Source organism: Rhizobium sp. NFACC06-2 (genome assembly GCF_900101425.1).
Classification (GTDB): domain Bacteria; phylum Pseudomonadota; class Alphaproteobacteria; order Rhizobiales; family Rhizobiaceae; genus Agrobacterium; species Agrobacterium leguminum.
In genome coordinates this window covers 146,878-165,823 of record NZ_FMVA01000009.1, presented here as the reverse complement: position 1 = coordinate 165,823, position 18,946 = coordinate 146,878, and the positions used below count along the sequence as shown (strand labels likewise).

At 59.5% G+C, this 18,946-nt stretch carries 20 protein-coding genes; 19 read left to right on the top strand and 1 reads right to left on the bottom strand.

Annotated elements, in window-relative coordinates; translation table 11 throughout:
• Positions 1-26 precede the first annotated feature (26 nt).
• Entirely contained in the window at positions 27-2,336 is a 2,310-nt protein-coding gene (locus tag F3H58_RS16805; RefSeq protein WP_149742981.1) for a methyl-accepting chemotaxis protein, read from the bottom strand.
• A 247-nt stretch (positions 2,337-2,583) separates the two neighbouring features.
• Between F3H58_RS16805 and ruvC the strand changes: the two genes are divergently transcribed.
• The 19 genes from ruvC (at position 2,584) to glmM (ending at position 18,835) form a co-directional block, all read left to right on the top strand.
• Entirely contained in the window at positions 2,584-3,096 is a 513-nt protein-coding gene (gene ruvC, locus F3H58_RS16800) for a crossover junction endodeoxyribonuclease RuvC (RefSeq protein ID WP_003523217.1), read from the top strand.
• Between the two features lie 32 nt (positions 3,097-3,128).
• On the top strand, positions 3,129-3,746 hold the full coding sequence (gene ruvA / locus F3H58_RS16795; protein ID WP_003523218.1) for a Holliday junction branch migration protein RuvA: 618 nt from the start codon (positions 3,129-3,131) through the stop codon (positions 3,744-3,746).
• Positions 3,747-3,801: 55 nt separating this feature from the next.
• Positions 3,802-4,080, top strand: coding sequence for an AbrB/MazE/SpoVT family DNA-binding domain-containing protein (locus F3H58_RS16790; RefSeq protein ID WP_149742980.1), 279 nt, complete (start codon positions 3,802-3,804; stop codon positions 4,078-4,080).
• Positions 4,077-4,484 carry a type II toxin-antitoxin system VapC family toxin gene (locus F3H58_RS16785; RefSeq protein ID WP_065656484.1) on the top strand — a complete coding sequence of 136 codons (408 nt, stop codon included), beginning with the start codon at positions 4,077-4,079 and terminating at the stop codon, positions 4,482-4,484. The genes F3H58_RS16790 and F3H58_RS16785 overlap by 4 nt, the downstream gene beginning before the upstream one ends.
• Positions 4,481-5,521, top strand: a complete 1,041-nt coding sequence (gene ruvB, locus F3H58_RS16780; RefSeq protein ID WP_065656483.1) for a Holliday junction branch migration DNA helicase RuvB — start codon at positions 4,481-4,483, stop codon at positions 5,519-5,521. Before F3H58_RS16785 ends, ruvB begins: the two co-directional genes overlap by 4 nt.
• Positions 5,522-5,573: 52 nt before the next feature.
• Complete coding sequence (locus F3H58_RS16775) at positions 5,574-5,792, top strand: hypervirulence associated TUDOR domain-containing protein (protein ID WP_080629651.1); 219 nt, start codon at positions 5,574-5,576, stop codon at positions 5,790-5,792.
• Positions 5,793-5,828: 36 nt separating this feature from the next.
• Positions 5,829-6,410: a DinB family protein gene (locus tag F3H58_RS16770; RefSeq protein ID WP_149742979.1), complete on the top strand. Its 582-nt coding sequence runs from the start codon at positions 5,829-5,831 to the stop codon at positions 6,408-6,410.
• Positions 6,407-6,931, top strand: coding sequence for an NUDIX hydrolase (locus tag F3H58_RS16765; RefSeq protein ID WP_078052024.1), 525 nt, complete (start codon positions 6,407-6,409; stop codon positions 6,929-6,931). Before F3H58_RS16770 ends, F3H58_RS16765 begins: the two co-directional genes overlap by 4 nt.
• A complete protein-coding gene (locus F3H58_RS16760) occupies positions 6,928-7,464 on the top strand; it encodes an NUDIX hydrolase (protein ID WP_149742978.1) in 537 nt (178 codons plus the stop codon). Before F3H58_RS16765 ends, F3H58_RS16760 begins: the two co-directional genes overlap by 4 nt.
• The gene (gene ybgC, locus F3H58_RS16755; protein WP_065656478.1) at positions 7,461-7,901 is read left to right on the top strand and encodes a tol-pal system-associated acyl-CoA thioesterase; all 441 of its coding nucleotides are present in this window, start codon (positions 7,461-7,463) and stop codon (positions 7,899-7,901) included. Before F3H58_RS16760 ends, ybgC begins: the two co-directional genes overlap by 4 nt.
• A 261-nt stretch (positions 7,902-8,162) precedes the next feature.
• Complete coding sequence (gene tolQ / locus F3H58_RS16750) at positions 8,163-8,882, top strand: protein TolQ (protein WP_003523238.1); 720 nt, start codon at positions 8,163-8,165, stop codon at positions 8,880-8,882.
• 52 nt (positions 8,883-8,934) lie between these two features.
• Positions 8,935-9,393, top strand: coding sequence for a protein TolR (tolR, locus tag F3H58_RS16745; RefSeq protein ID WP_003523240.1), 459 nt, complete (start codon positions 8,935-8,937; stop codon positions 9,391-9,393).
• Positions 9,394-9,402: 9 nt separating this feature from the next.
• Positions 9,403-10,572 (top strand): cell envelope integrity protein TolA, encoded by a 1,170-nt coding sequence (gene tolA, locus F3H58_RS16740; protein ID WP_149742977.1) that lies wholly within the window; start codon positions 9,403-9,405, stop codon positions 10,570-10,572.
• A gap of 20 nt (positions 10,573-10,592) precedes the next feature.
• Positions 10,593-11,900 carry a Tol-Pal system beta propeller repeat protein TolB gene (gene tolB / locus F3H58_RS16735; RefSeq protein WP_003523242.1) on the top strand — a complete coding sequence of 436 codons (1,308 nt, stop codon included), beginning with the start codon at positions 10,593-10,595 and terminating at the stop codon, positions 11,898-11,900.
• A 210-nt stretch (positions 11,901-12,110) separates the two neighbouring features.
• Positions 12,111-12,644 carry a peptidoglycan-associated lipoprotein Pal gene (gene pal, locus F3H58_RS16730; RefSeq protein ID WP_003506243.1) on the top strand — a complete coding sequence of 178 codons (534 nt, stop codon included), beginning with the start codon at positions 12,111-12,113 and terminating at the stop codon, positions 12,642-12,644.
• A 158-nt stretch (positions 12,645-12,802) separates the two neighbouring features.
• Positions 12,803-13,819 carry a tol-pal system protein YbgF gene (gene ybgF, locus F3H58_RS16725; protein WP_003523244.1) on the top strand — a complete coding sequence of 339 codons (1,017 nt, stop codon included), beginning with the start codon at positions 12,803-12,805 and terminating at the stop codon, positions 13,817-13,819.
• A 31-nt stretch (positions 13,820-13,850) separates the two neighbouring features.
• Positions 13,851-15,191: a tRNA lysidine(34) synthetase TilS gene (tilS, locus tag F3H58_RS16720; RefSeq protein WP_149742976.1), complete on the top strand. Its 1,341-nt coding sequence runs from the start codon at positions 13,851-13,853 to the stop codon at positions 15,189-15,191.
• A gap of 154 nt (positions 15,192-15,345) precedes the next feature.
• Positions 15,346-17,292, top strand: a complete 1,947-nt coding sequence (ftsH, locus tag F3H58_RS16715) for an ATP-dependent zinc metalloprotease FtsH (RefSeq protein WP_149742975.1) — start codon at positions 15,346-15,348, stop codon at positions 17,290-17,292.
• A gap of 190 nt (positions 17,293-17,482) precedes the next feature.
• Positions 17,483-18,835, top strand: coding sequence for a phosphoglucosamine mutase (gene glmM, locus F3H58_RS16710; protein ID WP_149742974.1), 1,353 nt, complete (start codon positions 17,483-17,485; stop codon positions 18,833-18,835).
• The last annotated feature ends 111 nt before the right edge of the window (positions 18,836-18,946 follow it).

Genomic DNA, 18,946 nt, shown 5'->3' with positions numbered 1-18,946 from the left:
GCCTCCGAAGAGGCCCCTTTGCTTTTTCAGCCTGCCCGCCGAATTTGTCGGGCGTCGCGATGACCTGCTGCATCCCGGTCGGAAGCCAGCGTGAATTGTCCAAGCCTGCCGTCCATTTCACCCGCTTCGGAGGCGAGATTGTGAATGGCGGCCGTCGTTTCTTCCACCATGGCGGCATTCTGCTGGGTCATGGTGTCGAGGCTGGCGACGGTGCTGTTGATTTCCGAGAGCGTGTGCGCTTCCTCGCGGGTGGAGTGCATGATTTCCTCGATGCGCGCGCTGATGGTCTGCACATGCTTGTCGATGCCGGAAAGCGACGTGCCTGCTTTTTCCACCAGCGCCACGCCGGCGGAAACCTCGTCGGTGGAGCGCTTCAGCAGGCTGGTGATCTCCTTTGCGGCCGCTGCCGAACGCTGCGCCAGTTCGCGCACCTCCTGCGCCACCACCGCAAAGCCCTTGCCTGCTTCGCCCGCACGGGCTGCCTCCACGCCGGCATTGAGGGCGAGAAGGTTGGTCTGGAAGGCGATTTCATCGATGACGCCGATGATCTGGTTGATCTGGCGTGACGAGGTCTGGATCGCCTCCATGGCGGCGATGGTCTGATCCATCACGCGGCTGGATGCCGTGGCCTCCGCGCTGGCATCGCGGGCGATCCGCGTTGCCTGTTCGGCGCGTTGGATCTGGTCGCGGACGGCTTCGGTGATCGCCTTGATGGCGCTTGCCGTTTCGGTGATGGAAGCTGCCTGTCGCTCGGTACGTTCGGCGAGCTGATCAGCTCCCACCCGCATCTCCTCGGAACCACCACGAACGGCGGCGGAGTTGCCGCCGATGGCCTGCATGGTTTCGCTGAGCCGGGAAAGTGCGGTGTTGAAGTTATGGCGCAGGCTTTCGAGATCGTCGGGGAAGATGGTTTCGATACGATAGGCGAGATTGCCGTTCGCCAGCCGATCCAGACCTTCATCCAGGGAATGCACGACCATCTGCAGGGTGCCGGCCTCGGCCTCCCGTTCCGCAAGATGCGCGCGGCGGGCCGTTTCGGCTTCCTCCCGCGTGCGTGAAGCGGTTTCTTCCATCTCCCGCTGCAGGATGAGCTTTTCGCGGAAACTGCCAAGCGCCCGCGCCATGCGGCCGATCTCGTCCTTCCGGTCCTGATTGCCGATCTCCGCATCGAGACGGCCTGCGGCCACTTCGCCGGTCAGTCCCGCAAGCTTTTCCAGCGGTGCGAACAGGCGTCGCGCAAAGAAGGCCGTCGCCGCGCACATGGCCGCCAGAACGCAAAGGCCGATCACGGCAAGCGTGCCGGCAATCGAAACCGAGCCCGCATTCAATTCGCTGCGCAGCATGCTTTCCACCGCGAGATATTTTTCTCCGGCAAAGGAGAAGGGGCGGGCATAGGCATTGGCCTCGCCATCGGCACGGTCGATCTTGGCAATCGTCATGCCCGTTGTATTCAGCGCCTGCCCGTGGAAGCCATAGATTGCCGGATCGAGACCGACCAGCCTGTTGCCCTCCACGCCGAGAACCTTGCCATCGGCGGAAACGATTGCGGACTGTTCGGAACTGCCGGCCGTCACACCCTTCGTGAGGATCTGGCTGAAGACCTCTTCCTTGACCCGGAAGAGGACGATGCCCTTGAAAGCGCCGAACTTGACGACTGGAACGCCGAAATAAATGCCGGCCTCTTTCGTGGCGGCATCGATGCGCAGGCCGGAGAAGCTGGTCTGCGCCACGTCGCTCACGGCCTTTTCGGCATTTCCGGCGCCGCGTGCGAAGGCCGCGCCGAGGCCGCTTTCCGCCCAAACGCCGCCGGTGACGGTTTCCCCGAAAGCCGATCCTTTCAAGTAAGAGTAATAGACCGTGCCTGCGGGATCGATGAAGAGAACGTCGCTGAACGGCGTTCCCTGCAGATAACCGCCAATATCCGTCTGGGTTTTTTCATGGGTGGAATAATAAAAGCCGCTCGGGCTTTCCGGCTTGATCAGCTTTTCCTTTTCGCCGAAGGGGTTTTCCTTGACGAAGACGCGCTGCAGTTCCGCCTTCGCGTCGCCCGAGTTCTTCTGCACGGTCGCCCAGCCGCTGCGCATGGAAACGACAGCCATTTGCAGGGATTCGATCTTGGCGATGGAATCCGCCTGCGTTTTCAGTTGCTCAAGACGCTCCTGGAGCATGTCGCCGCGAAAGACGAGAATGCTCTCCATGGATTTCGACGCCTGTTCTTCCAGAACGCCGCTGCTGCTTTGATAACCGAGAAGTGTCAGAGCCCCGGTCGAGATCGCCATCAGCGCCAGAAAAATCGCCAGCACTTTGGTGGATATGGAATGAAAACGGTTCAGCATGGCCGATGCAGCCCCCAATGCCGTATCAGTTCCCGCGCCATGCATGTGGCGCCACCGGATGGCTGATATGGCTCAGATATTATGCTGCGGATCATCATGTCCGCAGCTCCCCTTTTTTGATTTTGTGGGGGGAACAATGCGGTACGCGGTTTAAGCAGAGGTAAATGCTGCACTGCAAATTTGATGAATGTTGTCGTTTTGTTCACTTATCACTGGCAGGGTCGCAGCCGGAAAGATAAGGTGCCTCATGCAAAAGACGATTCGAATCATCGGCATTGACCCCGGATTAAGGCGCACCGGCTGGGGGGTGATCGACACCCTCGGCAACAGTCTGCGGTTTGTCGCCTCCGGCACGGTGACGTCGGACGGTGATATGGATCTGGCCTCGCGGCTCTGCCAGCTGCATGACGGGCTGGCGGATATTGTGCACAGCCACCAGCCCGACGAGGCGGCGGTGGAGCAGACTTTCGTGAACAAGGATGCGGTTGCGACCCTGAAACTCGGCCAGGCGCGCGGCATCGCCATGCTGGTTCCTGCGCGCGCAGGGTTGCCGGTTTTTGAATATGCGCCGAATGCGGTGAAGAAGGCCGTCATCGGTGTCGGGCACGGCGAAAAGCAGCAAATTCACATGATGCTGAAAATCCTGATGCCGAAGGCCGAATTCAAGGGTAACGATGCGGCGGACGCGCTCGCCATCGCAATCTGCCACGCCCATAATCGCGGCGGTGACAGGATGCGGCGACTGCTGGCGGCCGGTTGAATATTTAAAGTCTCATTGCAGCGGGCGGCATCATGATCGGAAAACTGAAAGGCAGCATCGAGGAAATCGGCGCGGATTACGTGCTGGTGGATGTGCACGGCGTCTGTTACGTCGCCTATTGTTCGGCGCGCACGCTGTCGAAAATCGGCTCCGTGGGGGAGGCGGTGGTGCTGTTCATCGAAACCTATGTGCGTGAGGACCAGCTAAAGCTTTTCGGTTTTCTCTCGGCGCTGGAGCGGGAATGGTTCAACCTTTTGCAGAGCGTGCAGGGTGTTGGCTCGAAAGTGGCCTTGGCCGTTCTTTCCACGCTGTCACCCTCCGAACTGGCCAATGCCATTGCGCTACAGGACAAAACGATGATCTCACGCGCGCCGGGCGTCGGGCCGAAGGTGGCGGTGCGTCTTGTGACCGAGCTTCGCAACAAGGCGCCGGCCTTCGCCGGAGAGGCTTCCGCCTCGATCGGCCTCAAGCAGGAGCTTGGCGAAGGCGTCGCGTCCGCGCCGGTAGCGGATGCCGTCTCCGCGCTCACCAATCTCGGCTATTCGCGTGACCAGGCCGCCAATGCGGTTGCCGCCGCGCTGAAGAACGGCGGGGAGGGCGGCGACAGCGCCAAGCTGATCCGGCTCGGGCTGAAAGAGCTTTCGCGTTGATACGCTTGATGCTAAATTCCTTACAATGGATGAAAAGTAAGAAAAGGGCAGCAGCATGGGCTTTCAGGTGACAATCACCTCCAAAGGGCAGATGACAGTTCCCAAGAACGTGCGCGAACAATTGAAAATCAAGCCCGGCGACAAATGTTACGCCTGGGTTCGTAACGGGGAGATGATCGTTGTCCCTCGCAATAAATCTCTTGCCGATCTGGCCGGAATTCTCGGTAAACCCCCGAGTGGCAAAAAGCTTACCGTCGACCAGATGAATGATGCGATTGGTGAGGGAGCTGTTGCGCGGTACAAGCGTTCTACGGATACGACGGAAGACGAATGACCAGCCGTTTCGGAATAGACACGAATATTCTGCTCCGTATCGTGGTAGATGACGATGTCGAACAAAAAGAAACGGTGAAGCGTCTTCTTACACGGCTTGAGGACGGAGAAACCCTGCTTGTAAGTCTCGCTGTGATTTTGGAGACGGCGTGGGTACTTGGCCAGTTCTACGGTTATCCTAAAAGCGCCGTTCTGGAGTTTTTCCAGCTTATGCTTGAGCGGCGGGAACTGGAAATTCCGGATTATGAGGCGATTGGCAATGCTATCGACATATGCCGGAATACAAATGCGGATTTTTCCGACGCGATTGTATCGGAAAGCAACAGGGTCAATGGCTGCGTGGCGACATATACGTTTGACAAAAAGGCTGCTCGCAAGCTGCCCGGAATGGAACTTCTGACATGAGTGATGCGGCAAGGCTTATCACCCCCGAAAAGCGCGGTGAGGACATCGACACCACCCTGCGCCCGCAGTCGCTGGACGATTTTACCGGCCAGGCGGAGGCCCGCGCCAATCTCAAGGTATTTATCGAGGCGGCCAAGAACCGTGGCGAAGCGCTGGATCACGTGTTGTTCGTCGGCCCGCCCGGTCTCGGCAAGACCACGCTGGCGCAGATCATGGCCAAGGAACTTGGCGTCAACTTCAAATCCACCTCCGGCCCCGTCATCGCCAAGGCGGGCGATCTCGCCGCGCTTCTGACCAATCTCGAGGAGCGCGACGTACTCTTCATCGATGAAATCCACCGTCTCAACCCGGCGGTGGAAGAAATTCTCTATCCGGCAATGGAGGATTTCCAGCTCGACCTCATCATCGGCGAAGGACCGGCGGCACGTTCGGTGAAGATCGATCTTTCCAAATTCACCCTTGTCGCCGCGACGACCCGTCTTGGGCTTTTGACGACGCCGCTGCGCGACCGTTTCGGCATTCCCGTCCGGTTGGCTTTCTACACCGTCGACGAACTGGAATTGATCGTCCGACGCGGCGCGCGGCTGATGGGGCTGAACATGACCGACGAGGGTGCGCGCGAGGTGGCAAGGCGTGCCCGCGGCACGCCGCGTATCGCTGGACGGCTATTGCGCCGCGTGCGCGATTTCGCCGAGGTGGCGCGGGCGGAAGCCGTTACCCGCGAGATCGCCGATGAGGCCTTGACCCGGCTTCTGGTCGACAAAATGGGTCTCGACCAGCTCGACATGCGGTATCTCACCATGATCGCGGTCAATTTCGGCGGAGGCCCGGTTGGCATCGAAACCATCGCCGCCGGCCTGTCGGAGCCGCGCGACGCCATCGAGGATATTATCGAGCCCTATATGATCCAGCAGGGTTTCATCCAGCGCACGCCGCGCGGCCGTATTCTGACCGGCACGGCCTGGAAACATCTGGGCATGCAGCCACCCAAGGATCTTGAGGCAGCGCAGTTCCGGCTGACGCTGGAGGAGGATTGAGGGAACAAGCCCGGCGTGCCGGCATTTGATCTTCGTTGGCACGGAGATGATCATGTCGGTGTATCGCAAGGGCACGAAAGTCCGATGGAACTGGGGCAGTGGTACCGGTGAAGGTAAAATCGTCGAGACTTTCACGGATGATGTCGAACGCACCATCGCCGGCTCCAGAATAAAGCGGAAAGCGAGCAGGCAGGAGCCTGCCTATCTGATCGAACAGGAAGACGGCGCCAGGGTTCTGAAAAGCAGATCGGAGCTTGAGCGCGTCGATTGAACGACGCCGTCCTTCGGCGGCAATGGAGGAGCCTTCATGTCTTACGATCCGCTGCGGGTCTTCCGCAAACTCGCGCGCAACAACCGGCTGGCCAATTTTCGGCTGCATCAGGCCTGTCTTCAGCTTTCGCAGGAAGCGTTCGTCGCCTCCCGTGTGAGTTTCTTTCCAACGCTGCGCGCGACGCTGAACCACATCTACACCGTGGACCGTTTTTATATCGATGCCCTGCAAGGCGGCACGCTCGGCCTTGCAGCCTTTGTTGAAGAAGAGCCTTTCGCCACCATGGCGGATCTGCGTGTCGCCCAGACGGAGTTGGACGAGGTGCTGATCGCATTTGTCGACAGCCTCGATGAAGACGGCCTTGCCGCTAGCGTCAATATCCATCGCGGCGCGCGTATCCAGTATGATCGTTGCGACGATATTCTGTCGCATCTCTTCCAGCACCAGACGCATCATCGCGGGCAGGCGCATGCGATGTTGTCCGGCACCACGATCAAGCCGCCGCAACTGGATGAATTCATTGTGGGAGATGACGCAAAGGCGAGAAAAGATGAGATGGATGCGCTAGGGTGGACGGAAACCGATTTGATGTTTCCAGCCCGCAGGTCAGCGACATGACACACGATACCAAGCAGGACACCCGCATCCGCATCAAGTTCAAGCCGAAGCGCATTTTCCAGATGCGGGTGGCGGGACTGGCGTTTCGCGATGGCCATGTGCTGGTGCACCGGGCGTCGCATGAAAAATTCTGGACCTTTCCGGGCGGCCGCGCCGAAATGGGCGAACGCTCCGAAGAAACGCTGGCGCGCGAAATGGTAGAAGAGCTTGGCGTCGAGGCCAAGATCGGGCGGCTTCTCTGGGCGGTCGAAAATTTCTTCCACTACGAAGGCAAGGACTGGCACGAACTCGGGTTTTATTACCTGATGGACCTGCCGGAGACGCTGGCCTTTCATCCGACCGATATCATTCACCGCGTTCAGGACGGCGACAACGAGCTGGAGTTCCGCTGGGTCGCCGCAACCCGTCAGGCATTGACCGAGCTTGATATTCCGCCCTATTTCATCGCCGACGAAATAGAGCACCTGCCGAAGGCCACGAGACACCTCGTCTGGCATGACGGCGATCTGGACGATAAATGACCTCTGCCCCTGAACGCCACATGATCCGGCTGGACCGGAAACCGCAGCTTTTCAGCATGCGCGTGGCGGCGCTGATCTTTCAGAACGGCCATGTTCTCGTCCAGCGCGGCACGAAGGACACTTACTGGGGCTTGCCCGGCGGGCGTGCCGAAATCGGCGAGAGCTCGCAGGAAACCATCATCCGCGAGATCGGCGAGGAGCTTGACCGGGATTGTTCGGTCGAACGTCTTCTCTGGTCGGCCGAGAATTTTTTCGCCTACGACGATTTTGCGGCGCATGAGCTCGGATTTTATTATCTCGTTTCGCTTCGCCGGCCCCTGCCGTTTCATGAAAGCGATATCGTGCATCGGGTGCTGGATCGCGTCGAGGTGGAGTTCCGCTGGCTGCCCGCGCAGCCATCCGCGCTTCTGAAGAGCGATCTGAGGCCCCGTTTCATCGCGGAGCGTATCGAAGCGCTGCCGCAACGGCATGAGCATCTTATTGTCCGTGACGGACGCCGCGATGCAGTTGAAATTCCCAAGGAGATAGTATGAGCGAGCTTGTGGTTTCGCTTTCGGGTGAGCTTATCGAACATGGCCACCGCCTGACGCAGCGTGTCTATTACGAGGATACGGATTTTTCCGGCCTCGTTTATCACGCGCGTTACCTGCATTTTCTCGAACGTGGCCGTACAGACTACCTGCGCTGTCTCGGCTGCGAACAGAGCGCGCTTCTAACCGCCGATGAGGAAGGGTTGGTCTTTGTCGTGCATCGCATGGAGATCGATTTCAAAAGCCCGGCGCGGATGGATGACGTCTTGACGATCACGACCATCACCGAGAAGGCCGGCGGCGCGAAAATGGTGCTCAATCAGGAAATCCGGCGCGGTGAAACACTGCTGGTCGCCGCCAAGGTCATCATCGCCGTCATCAACGCCAATGGTCGCCCGAGGCGTCTTCCGGAGACAGTCGCGGAAAAATTCCTGAAGTAATTGGCGGTCCCATCCAGTAAATCCGTCCGGCGTGGCCCCGCTGTAACACTCCTTTAACCATAATGGTGTCTTACTTTAGCAACTGGCATTTGTGCGGCGCACGCCTTCCTTTCACCAAATTTATTGGCAAGTAAGGCTTACTGGCAAGTATCGGGGTATGGCTAAGGGGTTGGCGGCTGTTGCCGCAGGACTTCGAGCGTTAACACGCGTTTGAATCGCCCGGTCCCGTACCGGGCGTTTGGATTCGGGGATTGGATATTTATGGAACAGGCAGGTTTGGCAGCGGCGACGCACGATGTAAGTCTCTGGGCACTGTTTATGCAGGCGGGCCTCATCGTGAAGCTCGTGATGATCGGACTCATCGCCGCCTCGGTCTGGACGTGGGCGATCGTCTTTGACAAATATGTGAGCTTCGGCAAGGCAAGACGCCAGTTCGACCAGTTCGAACAGGTCTTCTGGTCGGGCCAGTCGCTCGAAGAGCTTTATCGGACGCTGGCGGAACGCCAGAATGGCGGTCTTGCGGCGATTTTCGTTTCCGCCATGCGCGAGTGGAAAAAATCCTTCGAGCGCGGCGCACGCTCGCCCATCGGTCTGCAGATGCGCATCGACCGGGCGATGGACGTGACCATGGCGCGTGAAAGCGAACAATACGAGGCGCGCCTCGGTTCGCTCGCCACCATCGGTTCGGCCGGTCCCTTCATCGGTCTCTTCGGTACGGTTGTGGGTATCATGACCTCGTTCCAGGCGATTGCCGGTTCGAAGTCCACCAACCTTGCGGTCGTGGCGCCGGGTATCGCCGAAGCGCTTCTGGCAACGGCCATCGGCCTTGTCGCAGCTATTCCCGCGGTTATCGCCTACAACAAGTTCACGGCCGACGCGCACAAGCTTTCCGCCCGCATGGAAGGTTTCGCCGACGAGTTCTCCGCGATCCTGTCGCGCCAGATCGATGAAAAACTTCAGACGCGGCAGGCCGCCCAGTAAGCGGCCGCATGCTGTGCAGTAATTTGCCGCAAGGCAAAATGGAGTAGATGATATGGGTATGTCAGCAGGTGGCAGCGGCGGCGGTTCCGGTGGACGCCGGGGGCGCGGCGGACGACGCAGGGGCGGCGCGATCAGCGAGATCAACGTGACGCCGCTGGTCGACGTCATGCTCGTGCTGCTCATCATCTTCATGGTGGCAGCACCGATGATGACGGTCGGCGTGCCGATCGATCTGCCGCAGACATCCGCCAATGCGCTGAACTCGGACACGCAGCCGATCACCATTTCCGTCAACGCCAATGGCCAGATCCATTTGCAGGAAACGGAAATTCAGGCGGCCGAAGTGGCGGACAAGCTGCAGGCAATCGCCACGACGGGCTACAATGAACGCATTTTCGTGCGCGCGGATTCCGTTGCCGCTTACGGCGTCGTTGCCGATGTGATGGCGCGTATCCAGGCGGCCGGCTTCAAAAATATCGGCCTTGTGACCCAGCAGAAACAGGACAATTGACGTAAAGCAATGAAGGGCAGCCTTACCACATCCGCGATCGTGCATGCGTCGCTTCTGGCTTTCGCCCTCGTTTCCCTGGGCTCGCCGGAGCCGCTTGACGTGTCGCAGGCCGAGGCCCTGCCGGTGGAACTGGTGCCCATCGAGGAGCTGAGCCAGATCCAGCAGGGCGAAAAGAACGCGCCGAAAGCGGAAAAGTCGGCCCCCGTTCCGACCACGCGGCCGGATATCGTCGAGAACGCCCAGAATGTCGGCAACAACACGGTCGATCTTGACGCGCCGCCGACGCCGACCACCAAGCCCAACGACAATATCAGCGCCGCCGCTCCGCCAAAGCAGGAAAAGCCGCAACCCGTCGTAGACACCAAGGCGAACGAGGTGAAGGAAATCGTCAAGGAAGAAACCTCGGCTCCGAAGCCGCAGGAAATGGCCGCCTTGCCGCAGACCAAGCCTGAGATCGCGCCGCAGCCGAAGACGGAGCCGCCGCCGCAGGAAACGAAGGCCGAAGAGCCGCCGCCCGCGCAGCAGGAACCGGCCGAAATTCCCGTACCGCAGAACGTGCCGCGTCCGAATTCCCGTCCCGAGCCGCCGAAGCCGGAAGAGCCGAAGCAGGCCGAGACCAAGCCTGCCGAGCAGAAGCCCGCGGAAAAACCGGCCGAGACCAAGCCCGATCAGGCGAAGTCCACCGACAAACCTTCCGACAAGAAGCCCGGCGAGAAGAAGCAGGAGACTGCGAAATCGGCTTCTTCGAAGGAAAGCGATTTTAACGCTGACGATATCGCCGCGCTTTTGAACAAACAGGCCCCCTCGGGCGGCGGCGCCAAGCGCTCCACCCAGCAGGCCTCGCTTGGCGGCAAGAAGACGACGGGCGGTTCGACGCTCAGCCAGACGGAAATGGATGCGCTGCGTGGCGCGATCCAGAAGAACTGGCAGATCATTCCCGGCATGGCGGATGCCTCGGACGTTCGCGTCCGGGTCACCATGAAGCTCGACCGTGATGGAACCATCATCGGTCGGCCCGAGATCGAGGCGACCGGCGGTTCCGAAGGGACGCGTCGTGCTCTTTCCGGCGGAGCCTATCGCGCCATCATGCGTTCTGCTCCGTTCACCAACCTTCCTGCCGACAAATATGACGCATGGAACGAAGTTGTCGTGAACTTCGATCCCAGTGAATTGCTATGAATGCTGAAAGGCCTGGCAACATGAAGATATTTTCGCCGATCCGGCTGGTGCTCGCTGTCGCGGCCCTCATGTCGGTTTTCTCCGCACCGGCTTTTGCGCGGGTGGAAATCAACATCAACAAGGGCAATGTCGAGCCGCTGCCCATCGCCATCACCGACTTCATGTCGAGCGACGGCATCGGCGCGCAGGTTTCCGCGGTCATTGCCGCCGACCTGCAGCGTTCCGGCCTTTTTGCGCCGGTCAACAAGAACGCCTTCATCGAAAAGATCAGCAATCCGGATCAGCAGCCGCGTTTCGAGGACTGGAAGGTCATCAACGCCCAGGCGCTCGTGACCGGCCGTGTCACGCGTGAAAGCGATGGCCGCCTGCGCGCCGAATTCCGCCTGTGGGATACGTTCGCCAACCAGCAGATGACTGGCCAGCAGTTCTTTACCCAGCCGGAAAACTGGCGCCGCGTCGCCCACATCATCGCCGACGCCATCTATGAGCGCATCACCGGTGAAAAGGGCTATTTCGACACCCGCGTCGTTTTCGTTTCTGAAAGCGGCCCGAAGACGGCCCGCAAGCGCCAGCTCTCGATCATGGACCAGGATGGCTTCAACGTCCGTAACCTCACCAACTCGAACGACATCGTCCTGACGCCGCGTTTCTCGCCGAACCGTCAGGAAGTGACCTACATGTCCTTCGAAGGCCAGCAGCCGCGCGTTTATCTGCTGCAGCTGGAAACCGGACAGCGCGAAGTTGTTGGCAATTTCCCCGGCATGACCTTCTCGCCGCGCTTCTCTCCGGATGGCCAGAAGGTCATCATGAGCCTGCAGCAGGATGGCAACGCCAATATCTACACGATGGACCTGCGCTCTCGCACCACGACGCGGCTGACGAACACGTCGGCGATCGATACGGCGCCGTCCTATTCGCCCGACGGTCAGCGCGTCGCCTTCGAAAGCGACCGCGGCGGCCGCCAGCAGATCTACGTCATGAATGCCGATGGTTCCGGCCAGCAGCGCGTTTCCTTCGGCGATGGTTCCTATTCCACGCCGGTCTGGTCGCCGCGCGGCGATCTGATCGCCTTCACCAAGCAGTCGGGTGGCAAGTTCTCGATCGGCGTGATGAAGACCGACGGTTCGGGCGAGCGCATCCTGACCAGCGGTTTCCACAATGAAGGCCCGACCTGGGCGCCGAACGGCCGCGTGCTGATGTTCTTCCGTCAGAACGCCGGTGCGGGCGGTCCGCAGCTCTATTCGATCGACCTGACGGGCTACAACGAGCAGCTCATCAAGACGCCGACTTTCGCTTCGGATCCGGCATGGTCGCCGCTTCTGGACTGATATGACTGCCATGACGGCGCCGGTTCATGCCGGCGCCGTCATGTTTTACTTGATACCATGGGGAAGTGCGCCTCTTTCTTGCCGCAAAGTGTTGTGAGGGAGCAAAAAAATGGGACATTTCCTTTCTGTTAACCATAAGCGTTTGCCGGCTATTAACCGCGATCAGTTAGTGTCCGGCAACGTTATTGAAATCCTAAGGAGAGACCGGCGATGAGCCGTACACACATTTCGGCACTCAGCCCCATGCAGAAACTGGCCCGTAACCCGGCTGTCATCGCCATGACGCTCGCGCTTGCTCTTGCAGGCTGCGCGAACAAGAAGAACATGCCGAACAGCGCCGGTGAACTTGGCCTTGGTGGCGCGGGCTCCGCAACGCCGGGCTCCCAGCAGGACTTCACGGTCAATGTCGGCGACCGCATCTTCTTCGATACCGACTCGACCTCTATCCGCGCTGACGCCCAGCAGACCCTGCAGCGCCAGGCTCAGTGGCTCGCCCGTTACCCGAACTACGCCATCACCGTTGAAGGCCATGCCGACGAACGCGGCACGCGCGAATACAACCTGGCGCTCGGCGCCCGTCGTGCGGCTGCAACCCGCGACTTCCTGGCTTCCCAGGGCGTTCCGGCTAACCGCATGAAGACGATCTCCTACGGCAAGGAAAAGCCGGTCGCCGTTTGCGACGACATCTCCTGCTGGTCGCAGAACCGCCGCGCCGTGACGGTTCTCGGTGGCGCGGGCATGTGATTGCCTGACGTTATTGTGATCTTGAATGAAAGGCGGTCTTTGGGCCGCCTTTTGTTTTTTTCATAGTTTGGCCGAAGTTAAGTTGCTTTTTCGGTTGATATGGAAAAAATCCGGCTTGCGCCATTCCGGTGCAAATCAGTTAAGGCAGGACGAATGAGATGAAGAAACTTGTCGTGGCGGGAATGCTGGGGCTTGCAGCCTGCACCGGCTTGAGCGGCATCGCCGTTTCGGGTCCGCTGTTCGGTGCGGGGGGTAGCTTCGGCACGATCAACTCTCAGCAGCCCCCGGTCGTCCGGGTTCAGGCCAATGAAGCCTATCGGGTTCAGCAGCTTGAAGAACAGATCCGGCAGCTCAACGGCCGTATCGAGGAAATGAGCTTCCAGCTTCTGCAGATGCAGGAAACGATCCGCAAGGCGCAGGAAGACAATGAGTTCCGCTTCCAGGAACTGGAGAGCGGCAATGCCGGCGGCAAGGGTGCAAGCCCGACCGCCGCGCCGAAAAAGAAGGCGGAAGCCAGTCCGGTCAATCCGGCCTCACCGCCGACCGACGACGTTGCAACGATCATCGAAACGCCACCCGAGGGTGGCGCTTCCGTTTCTCCGTCTGCTCCCTCCACCGCCCCGACAGGCGCACCGGGAGAGACGACGCTCGGCTCCATCGAGCTTGATTCCAAGGGAATGCCGGTTGGCGGCACCTTGAATCAAGGCGCGAATAATTCCTCCGCCAGCCTTCCGGGCGTCAGCACGGGCAATAGTCAGCGCAAGACGGATCCGGTGAATACGGCGGCGCTTACCAGCGAAGGCGATATTTATCAGGCCGCTTACGGCCATGTTCTTTCCGGTGACTACAAGCTGGCGGAACAGGGGTTCCAGCAATATCTGCAGGGTTATCCCAAGGGCACGAAGGCCGCGGATGCGAGCTTTTGGCTGGGCGAGGCGCAATATTCCCAGGGCAAGTTCAATGAGGCCGCAAAGACCTTCCTGAACGGCCATCAGGCCTATGGCAAATCCCCGAAGGCGCCGGAAATGCTGATGAAGCTCGGCATGTCGCTTGCCGCTCTCGACAATACCGAAACCGCCTGCGCCACGCTGCGCGAGGTGCCGAAGCGTTATCCCAATGCTTCCAAGACCGTGCTGAGCAAGGTTGCCAGCGAACAGAAACGGTTGAGCTGCTGATCCCTATTTCCCGTTGAAGTGCGGTCTGTCCATGCCTGCCAAGACCAGCATTCCAGACGAAACCGGGCTTGTCCCGCTTGAGGCTGCGCGATTGTTCGTCGCGAAACTGCGCAAACCTGCGCATATTCTCGTTGCAATTTCCGGCGGCAGCGATTCCACCGGTTTGTTGCTCGCATTGCACGAAGCTTCCATCGGTTCAGGGGATCAGGTGCGGCTGTCGGCCGTCACGATCGATCATGCGCTACGGCCCGAATCCGCTGACGAGGCAAAAAAAGTCGCCACGTTATGCGCCGGGCTTGGCATCTTTCATGCCGTGCGTCGTTGGGATGACCAAAAACCCGCCTCCGGTTTGGCCGAGGCCTCGCGCTTGGCGCGTTACCGTCTGATTGCTGGTGTCGCGGACACGATGAGCGCCGATGTCATCGTGACCGGGCATACACAGGGCGACCAGCGGGAAACGGTTGCGATGCGCGCCGCCCGCGGTAAACGGGCTGATAATCTCGGCTTGTCGGGTATGGCAGACGCCGTGCTGTATGGTGGGCGTCACTGGGTCATGCGGCCATTTCTGCATTGCGAGCGCCGAGCCATTCGCGATTATCTTCTCGAAAGGGCGCAAGGCTGGATCGATGATCCCAGCAATGAAAACCGCAAATATGAGCGGGTGAGGGTGCGGCAGGCGCTGGACGATACGCCTCGTCTTTTTCCGTACGGAACGTCAGACACAAGGTCGGAATTATCCGCACGCGCAGCCCGGTTTGTATATCATAACTCTTGTTTTTTTTCCCTTGGTTTAATCAGGATAAACGCTGAGAGCCTCGGTGAAGACCCCGCTGTTATCCGGTACGCATTGTCGGCGCTATCAGGTGTTATCGGCGGTCGACGATATCCCATGGCCTCTGACACGATGGACAGGGTGATGGCGCTTGTCGCGAATCGAGAACCGGGAAGGATAACGGCGAACCGCGTCGTGTTCGATTACCGCAAGGATGCCCTCTACCTGATGCGGGAAAACAGAAACATTCCATCACTGCGAATGCCGCCGGGCGCGAGGATGGTTTGGGACGAGCGCTTTGACGTGTTCAACCGTTCCGATGCAGAGATAGTCGTCCGCGCTTTTGGCGCCGGAGACACAACGGGTATTCCGATCAAACCTTCCGGTCTCATTCCTCCAGGGATATTGAAACGCCACAGCCAGACAATGCCGGTCTTCGTGTGCGAAAATCACGATCTGGCATTTCCGGGCTCCGGCGTGGCGGCGATCCGCCCGCTGCTTGCGCCTTATGATCTTTTTCTTCCGCGTTTCGACCTTGAGTTGGCCAATGTGATTGCCATGCGCCTCCTGCGCGCCGCCTATCCACAGCCCCCGGTTTAAATCCGGCCTCTTTTTCGTGAATTGCCTTGGAATAGTTTTTACACCAAAACGCATCAGATAACGCCGTTCGCCTTGGCAACGGGAGATGTCGTCCTTATGTTAGGGGCACATTATAGCGGGCAGCAAATTTGTCCGTGTGAGTTCGGGGAGTTCGATGAACCCAAATTTCAGAAATTTCGCCTTGTGGGCCGTGATTGCCCTCTTGCTGATCGCATTGTTCAGCATGTTCCAGACATCGCCGACGCAAACGGGTTCGCGGGAAATTCCGTATTCCCAGTTTCTTCGCGATGTGGATTCCGGGCGAGTTCGCGACGTGACCGTCACCGGTAACCGGGTTCTCGGAACCTATACTGAAAACGGCACGGCCTTTCAGACCTATTCCCCCGTCATCGATGACAGCCTGATGGAGCGCTTGCAGAGCAAGAACGTGACCATCGTGGCGCGTCCCGAAAGCGACGGTTCCTCCGGTTTCCTGAGCTATCTCGGCACGCTTCTGCCGATGTTCCTCATTCTCGGTGTCTGGCTGTTTTTCATGCGGCAGATGCAGGGTGGTTCGCGCGGCGCGATGGGCTTTGGCAAGTCCAAGGCCAAGCTTCTGACGGAAGCGCATGGCCGCGTAACGTTTGACGACGTTGCAGGCGTGGACGAAGCCAAGCAGGACCTCGAGGAAATCGTCGAATTCCTGCGTGATCCCCAGAAGTTCCAGCGCCTCGGCGGTAAAATCCCGCGCGGCGTGCTGCTCGTCGGCCCTCCGGGTACCGGTAAGACGCTTCTCGCGCGTTCCGTCGCTGGCGAAGCCAATGTGCCGTTCTTCACCATTTCCGGTTCGGATTTCGTGGAAATGTTCGTCGGCGTCGGCGCAAGCCGTGTGCGCGACATGTTCGAGCAGGCCAAGAAGAATGCGCCCTGCATCATCTTCATCGATGAAATCGACGCCGTCGGCCGCCATCGCGGCGCCGGTCTTGGCGGCGGTAACGATGAGCGCGAGCAGACGCTGAACCAGCTTCTGGTCGAGATGGACGGTTTCGAGGCGAATGAGGGCATCATCCTCATCGCCGCCACCAACCGCCCCGACGTTCTCGACCCCGCACTTCTGCGTCCCGGTCGTTTCGACCGTCAGGTCGTCGTGCCGAACCCGGATATTGTCGGCCGCGAGCGCATCCTCAAGGTGCATATCCGCAACGTGCCGCTGGCGCCGAATGTCGACCTTAAGGTTCTGGCCCGTGGTACGCCCGGTTTTTCGGGTGCGGACCTGATGAACCTCGTCAACGAAGCTGCCCTTATGGCCGCCCGCCGCAACAAGCGCGTGGTCACCATGCAGGAATTCGAAGACGCCAAGGACAAGATCATGATGGGCGCGGAACGTCGTTCCTCCGCCATGACCGAGGCCGAAAAGAAGCTGACCGCCTATCACGAAGCCGGACACGCCATTACCGCGCTGAAGGTTGCCGTGGCCGATCCGTTGCACAAGGCGACGATCATCCCGCGCGGCCGTGCGCTCGGCATGGTCATGCAGCTGCCGGAAGGCGACCGCTACTCCATGAGCTACAAGTGGATGGTGTCGCGTCTCGTCATCATGATGGGTGGCCGCGTTGCCGAGGAACTGACCTTCGGCAAGGAAAACATCACCTCCGGCGCGTCTTCGGATATCGAGCAGGCCACCAAGCTTGCCCGCGCCATGGTCACGCAATGGGGCTTCTCCGATGCGCTCGGTCAGGTCTCCTATGGTGAAAACCAGCAGGAAGTTTTCCTCGGTCATTCCGTCTCGCAGTCGAAGAATGTGTCCGAAGCGACGGCCCAGACGATCGACACCGAAGTTCGCCGCCTGATCGATGAGGCCTATGCCGAGGCGCGTCGCATCCTGACGGAAAACCACGATGGTTTCGTTGCGATTGCCGAGGGTCTGCTTGAATACGAAACCCTGACGGGCGACGAGATCAAGGCCCTGCTGAAGGGCGAGAAGCCCGCCCGCGATCTGGGTGACGATTCTCCGGGCAGCCGTGGTTCGGCAGTGCCGAAGGCAGGCACCAAGAAGGACGGCCCGACCGAAGCCAAGGGCGACGGCGAGGCCGAAGGCGGCATGGAGCCGCAACCGCATTGATCGTTCGCGCAAGCTAAAAATTGTAAAAGGCCATCCGGGTTTCCGGGTGGCCTTTTCATTTTGGTAACAAGATATAAGCCATTTTTGCGCTAATTTACGTGCTGTTTATCGTGGTTTGTGGCATCTAGCCAAAAACGCTTCCGGCTGTTTTCAGCTTTTGCCGGAATGCTGGAAAAGATTTGGAGTTCAAATGGCACGCCGTTATTTCGGAACCGATGGTATCCGCGGACAATCGAACGTCTTCCCCATGACGCCTGATCTGGCGATGCGGGTGGGCATTGCGGTCGGCACGATCTTCCGGCGCGGCCATCATCGCCATCGCGTCGTCATCGGCAAAGATACGCGGCTTTCCGGCTATATGCTGGAAAACGCCCTGGTTGCCGGCTTCACCGCAGCCGGCCTTGATGTCTTCCTCCTTGGTCCCATCCCGACGCCGGCCGTCGCCATGCTGACCCGCTCGCTGCGCGCCGATATCGGCGTCATGATCTCGGCCTCGCACAACCCATTTTCCGATAACGGCATCAAGCTTTTCGGACCGGATGGTTACAAGCTTTCCGATGAGCTGGAACTGGAGATCGAGGATCTTCTCGACAAGGATATCTATGCGCAACTTGTCAAGCCAAGCGAGATTGGTCGCGCCAAGCGTGTGGATGGTGACATCTATCGTTATATCGAATTCGTCAAGCGCACCCTGCCGCGTGATGTGACGCTGAGCGGACTGCGGATCGCCATAGACTGCGCCAATGGCGCGGCATACAAGGTGGCGCCCGCTGCGCTCTGGGAACTCGGTGCGGAAGTCGTCACCATAGGCAATGAGCCGAACGGCATCAATATCAACCTCGAATGCGGCTCCACCCACCCGGAAGCGCTCCAGAAGAAGGTGCATGAAGTGCGGGCCGATATCGGCATCGCGCTCGATGGCGATGCGGACCGCGTCATCATCGTCGACGAGCGCGGCGAGATCGTCGATGGCGACCAGCTGATGGCCGTCATCGCCGATAGCTGGGCTGCCGACAACACGCTGCGCGGCGGCGGTATCGTGGCGACCGTCATGTCGAATCTCGGGCTGGAACGCTTCCTGGGCGACAAGGGACTTACCCTTGCCCGTACCAAGGTGGGCGACCGTTATGTCGTCGAACACATGCGTAATCACAATTTCAACGTCGGCGGCGAGCAGTCCGGCCATATCGTGCTGTCGGATTACGGCACCACAGGCGATGGTCTCGTTGCGGCCTTGCAGGTTCTCGCCAAGGTCAAGCGCTCCGGTCTTACGGTCAGCGAAGTCTGCCGCAAGTTCGAGCCGGTGCCGCAGCTTTTGAAGAACGTCCGTATCTCCGGCGGTAAGCCGCTGGAAAATCCTGTCGTGCAGCAGGCGATCGCGGATGCGGAGAGTGCCCTGGCCAATAATGGCCGCCTCGTCATTCGCCCTTCGGGTACGGAGCCGCTGATCCGCGTCATGGCGGAAGGCGACGATAGCGCGAAGGTGGAGCAGATCGTCAACGATCTCGTCGGTGTTATTGCCAATGCCCGCTCGGCCGCATAAGCCGCAGCGTTAGTAATGCCTTAAAGAAGCCGGCTGTCCAGCCGGCTTTTTCTTTGAGTATTTCCTAATAAATATAGTGAATGATCGTGGTTAATCGGGACTTAACCATTT

What these genes read in the sequence shown, in the direction of transcription:
- F3H58_RS16805 (WP_149742981.1), bottom strand. Translation starts at nt 2,336, where the DNA reads ATGCTGAACCGTTTTCATTCCATATCCACCAAAGTGCTGGCGATTTTT.
- ruvC (WP_003523217.1), top strand. Translation starts at nt 2,584, where the DNA reads ATGCAAAAGACGATTCGAATCATCGGCATTGACCCCGGATTAAGGCGC.
- ruvA (WP_003523218.1), top strand. Translation starts at nt 3,129, where the DNA reads ATGATCGGAAAACTGAAAGGCAGCATCGAGGAAATCGGCGCGGATTAC.
- F3H58_RS16790 (WP_149742980.1), top strand. Translation starts at nt 3,802, where the DNA reads ATGGGCTTTCAGGTGACAATCACCTCCAAAGGGCAGATGACAGTTCCC.
- F3H58_RS16785 (WP_065656484.1), top strand. Translation starts at nt 4,077, where the DNA reads ATGACCAGCCGTTTCGGAATAGACACGAATATTCTGCTCCGTATCGTG.
- ruvB (WP_065656483.1), top strand. Translation starts at nt 4,481, where the DNA reads ATGAGTGATGCGGCAAGGCTTATCACCCCCGAAAAGCGCGGTGAGGAC.
- F3H58_RS16775 (WP_080629651.1), top strand. Translation starts at nt 5,574, where the DNA reads ATGTCGGTGTATCGCAAGGGCACGAAAGTCCGATGGAACTGGGGCAGT.
- F3H58_RS16770 (WP_149742979.1), top strand. Translation starts at nt 5,829, where the DNA reads ATGTCTTACGATCCGCTGCGGGTCTTCCGCAAACTCGCGCGCAACAAC.
- F3H58_RS16765 (WP_078052024.1), top strand. Translation starts at nt 6,407, where the DNA reads ATGACACACGATACCAAGCAGGACACCCGCATCCGCATCAAGTTCAAG.
- F3H58_RS16760 (WP_149742978.1), top strand. Translation starts at nt 6,928, where the DNA reads ATGACCTCTGCCCCTGAACGCCACATGATCCGGCTGGACCGGAAACCG.
- ybgC (WP_065656478.1), top strand. Translation starts at nt 7,461, where the DNA reads ATGAGCGAGCTTGTGGTTTCGCTTTCGGGTGAGCTTATCGAACATGGC.
- tolQ (WP_003523238.1), top strand. Translation starts at nt 8,163, where the DNA reads ATGGAACAGGCAGGTTTGGCAGCGGCGACGCACGATGTAAGTCTCTGG.
- tolR (WP_003523240.1), top strand. Translation starts at nt 8,935, where the DNA reads ATGGGTATGTCAGCAGGTGGCAGCGGCGGCGGTTCCGGTGGACGCCGG.
- tolA (WP_149742977.1), top strand. Translation starts at nt 9,403, where the DNA reads ATGAAGGGCAGCCTTACCACATCCGCGATCGTGCATGCGTCGCTTCTG.
- tolB (WP_003523242.1), top strand. Translation starts at nt 10,593, where the DNA reads ATGAAGATATTTTCGCCGATCCGGCTGGTGCTCGCTGTCGCGGCCCTC.
- pal (WP_003506243.1), top strand. Translation starts at nt 12,111, where the DNA reads ATGAGCCGTACACACATTTCGGCACTCAGCCCCATGCAGAAACTGGCC.
- ybgF (WP_003523244.1), top strand. Translation starts at nt 12,803, where the DNA reads ATGAAGAAACTTGTCGTGGCGGGAATGCTGGGGCTTGCAGCCTGCACC.
- tilS (WP_149742976.1), top strand. Translation starts at nt 13,851, where the DNA reads ATGCCTGCCAAGACCAGCATTCCAGACGAAACCGGGCTTGTCCCGCTT.
- ftsH (WP_149742975.1), top strand. Translation starts at nt 15,346, where the DNA reads ATGAACCCAAATTTCAGAAATTTCGCCTTGTGGGCCGTGATTGCCCTC.
- glmM (WP_149742974.1), top strand. Translation starts at nt 17,483, where the DNA reads ATGGCACGCCGTTATTTCGGAACCGATGGTATCCGCGGACAATCGAAC.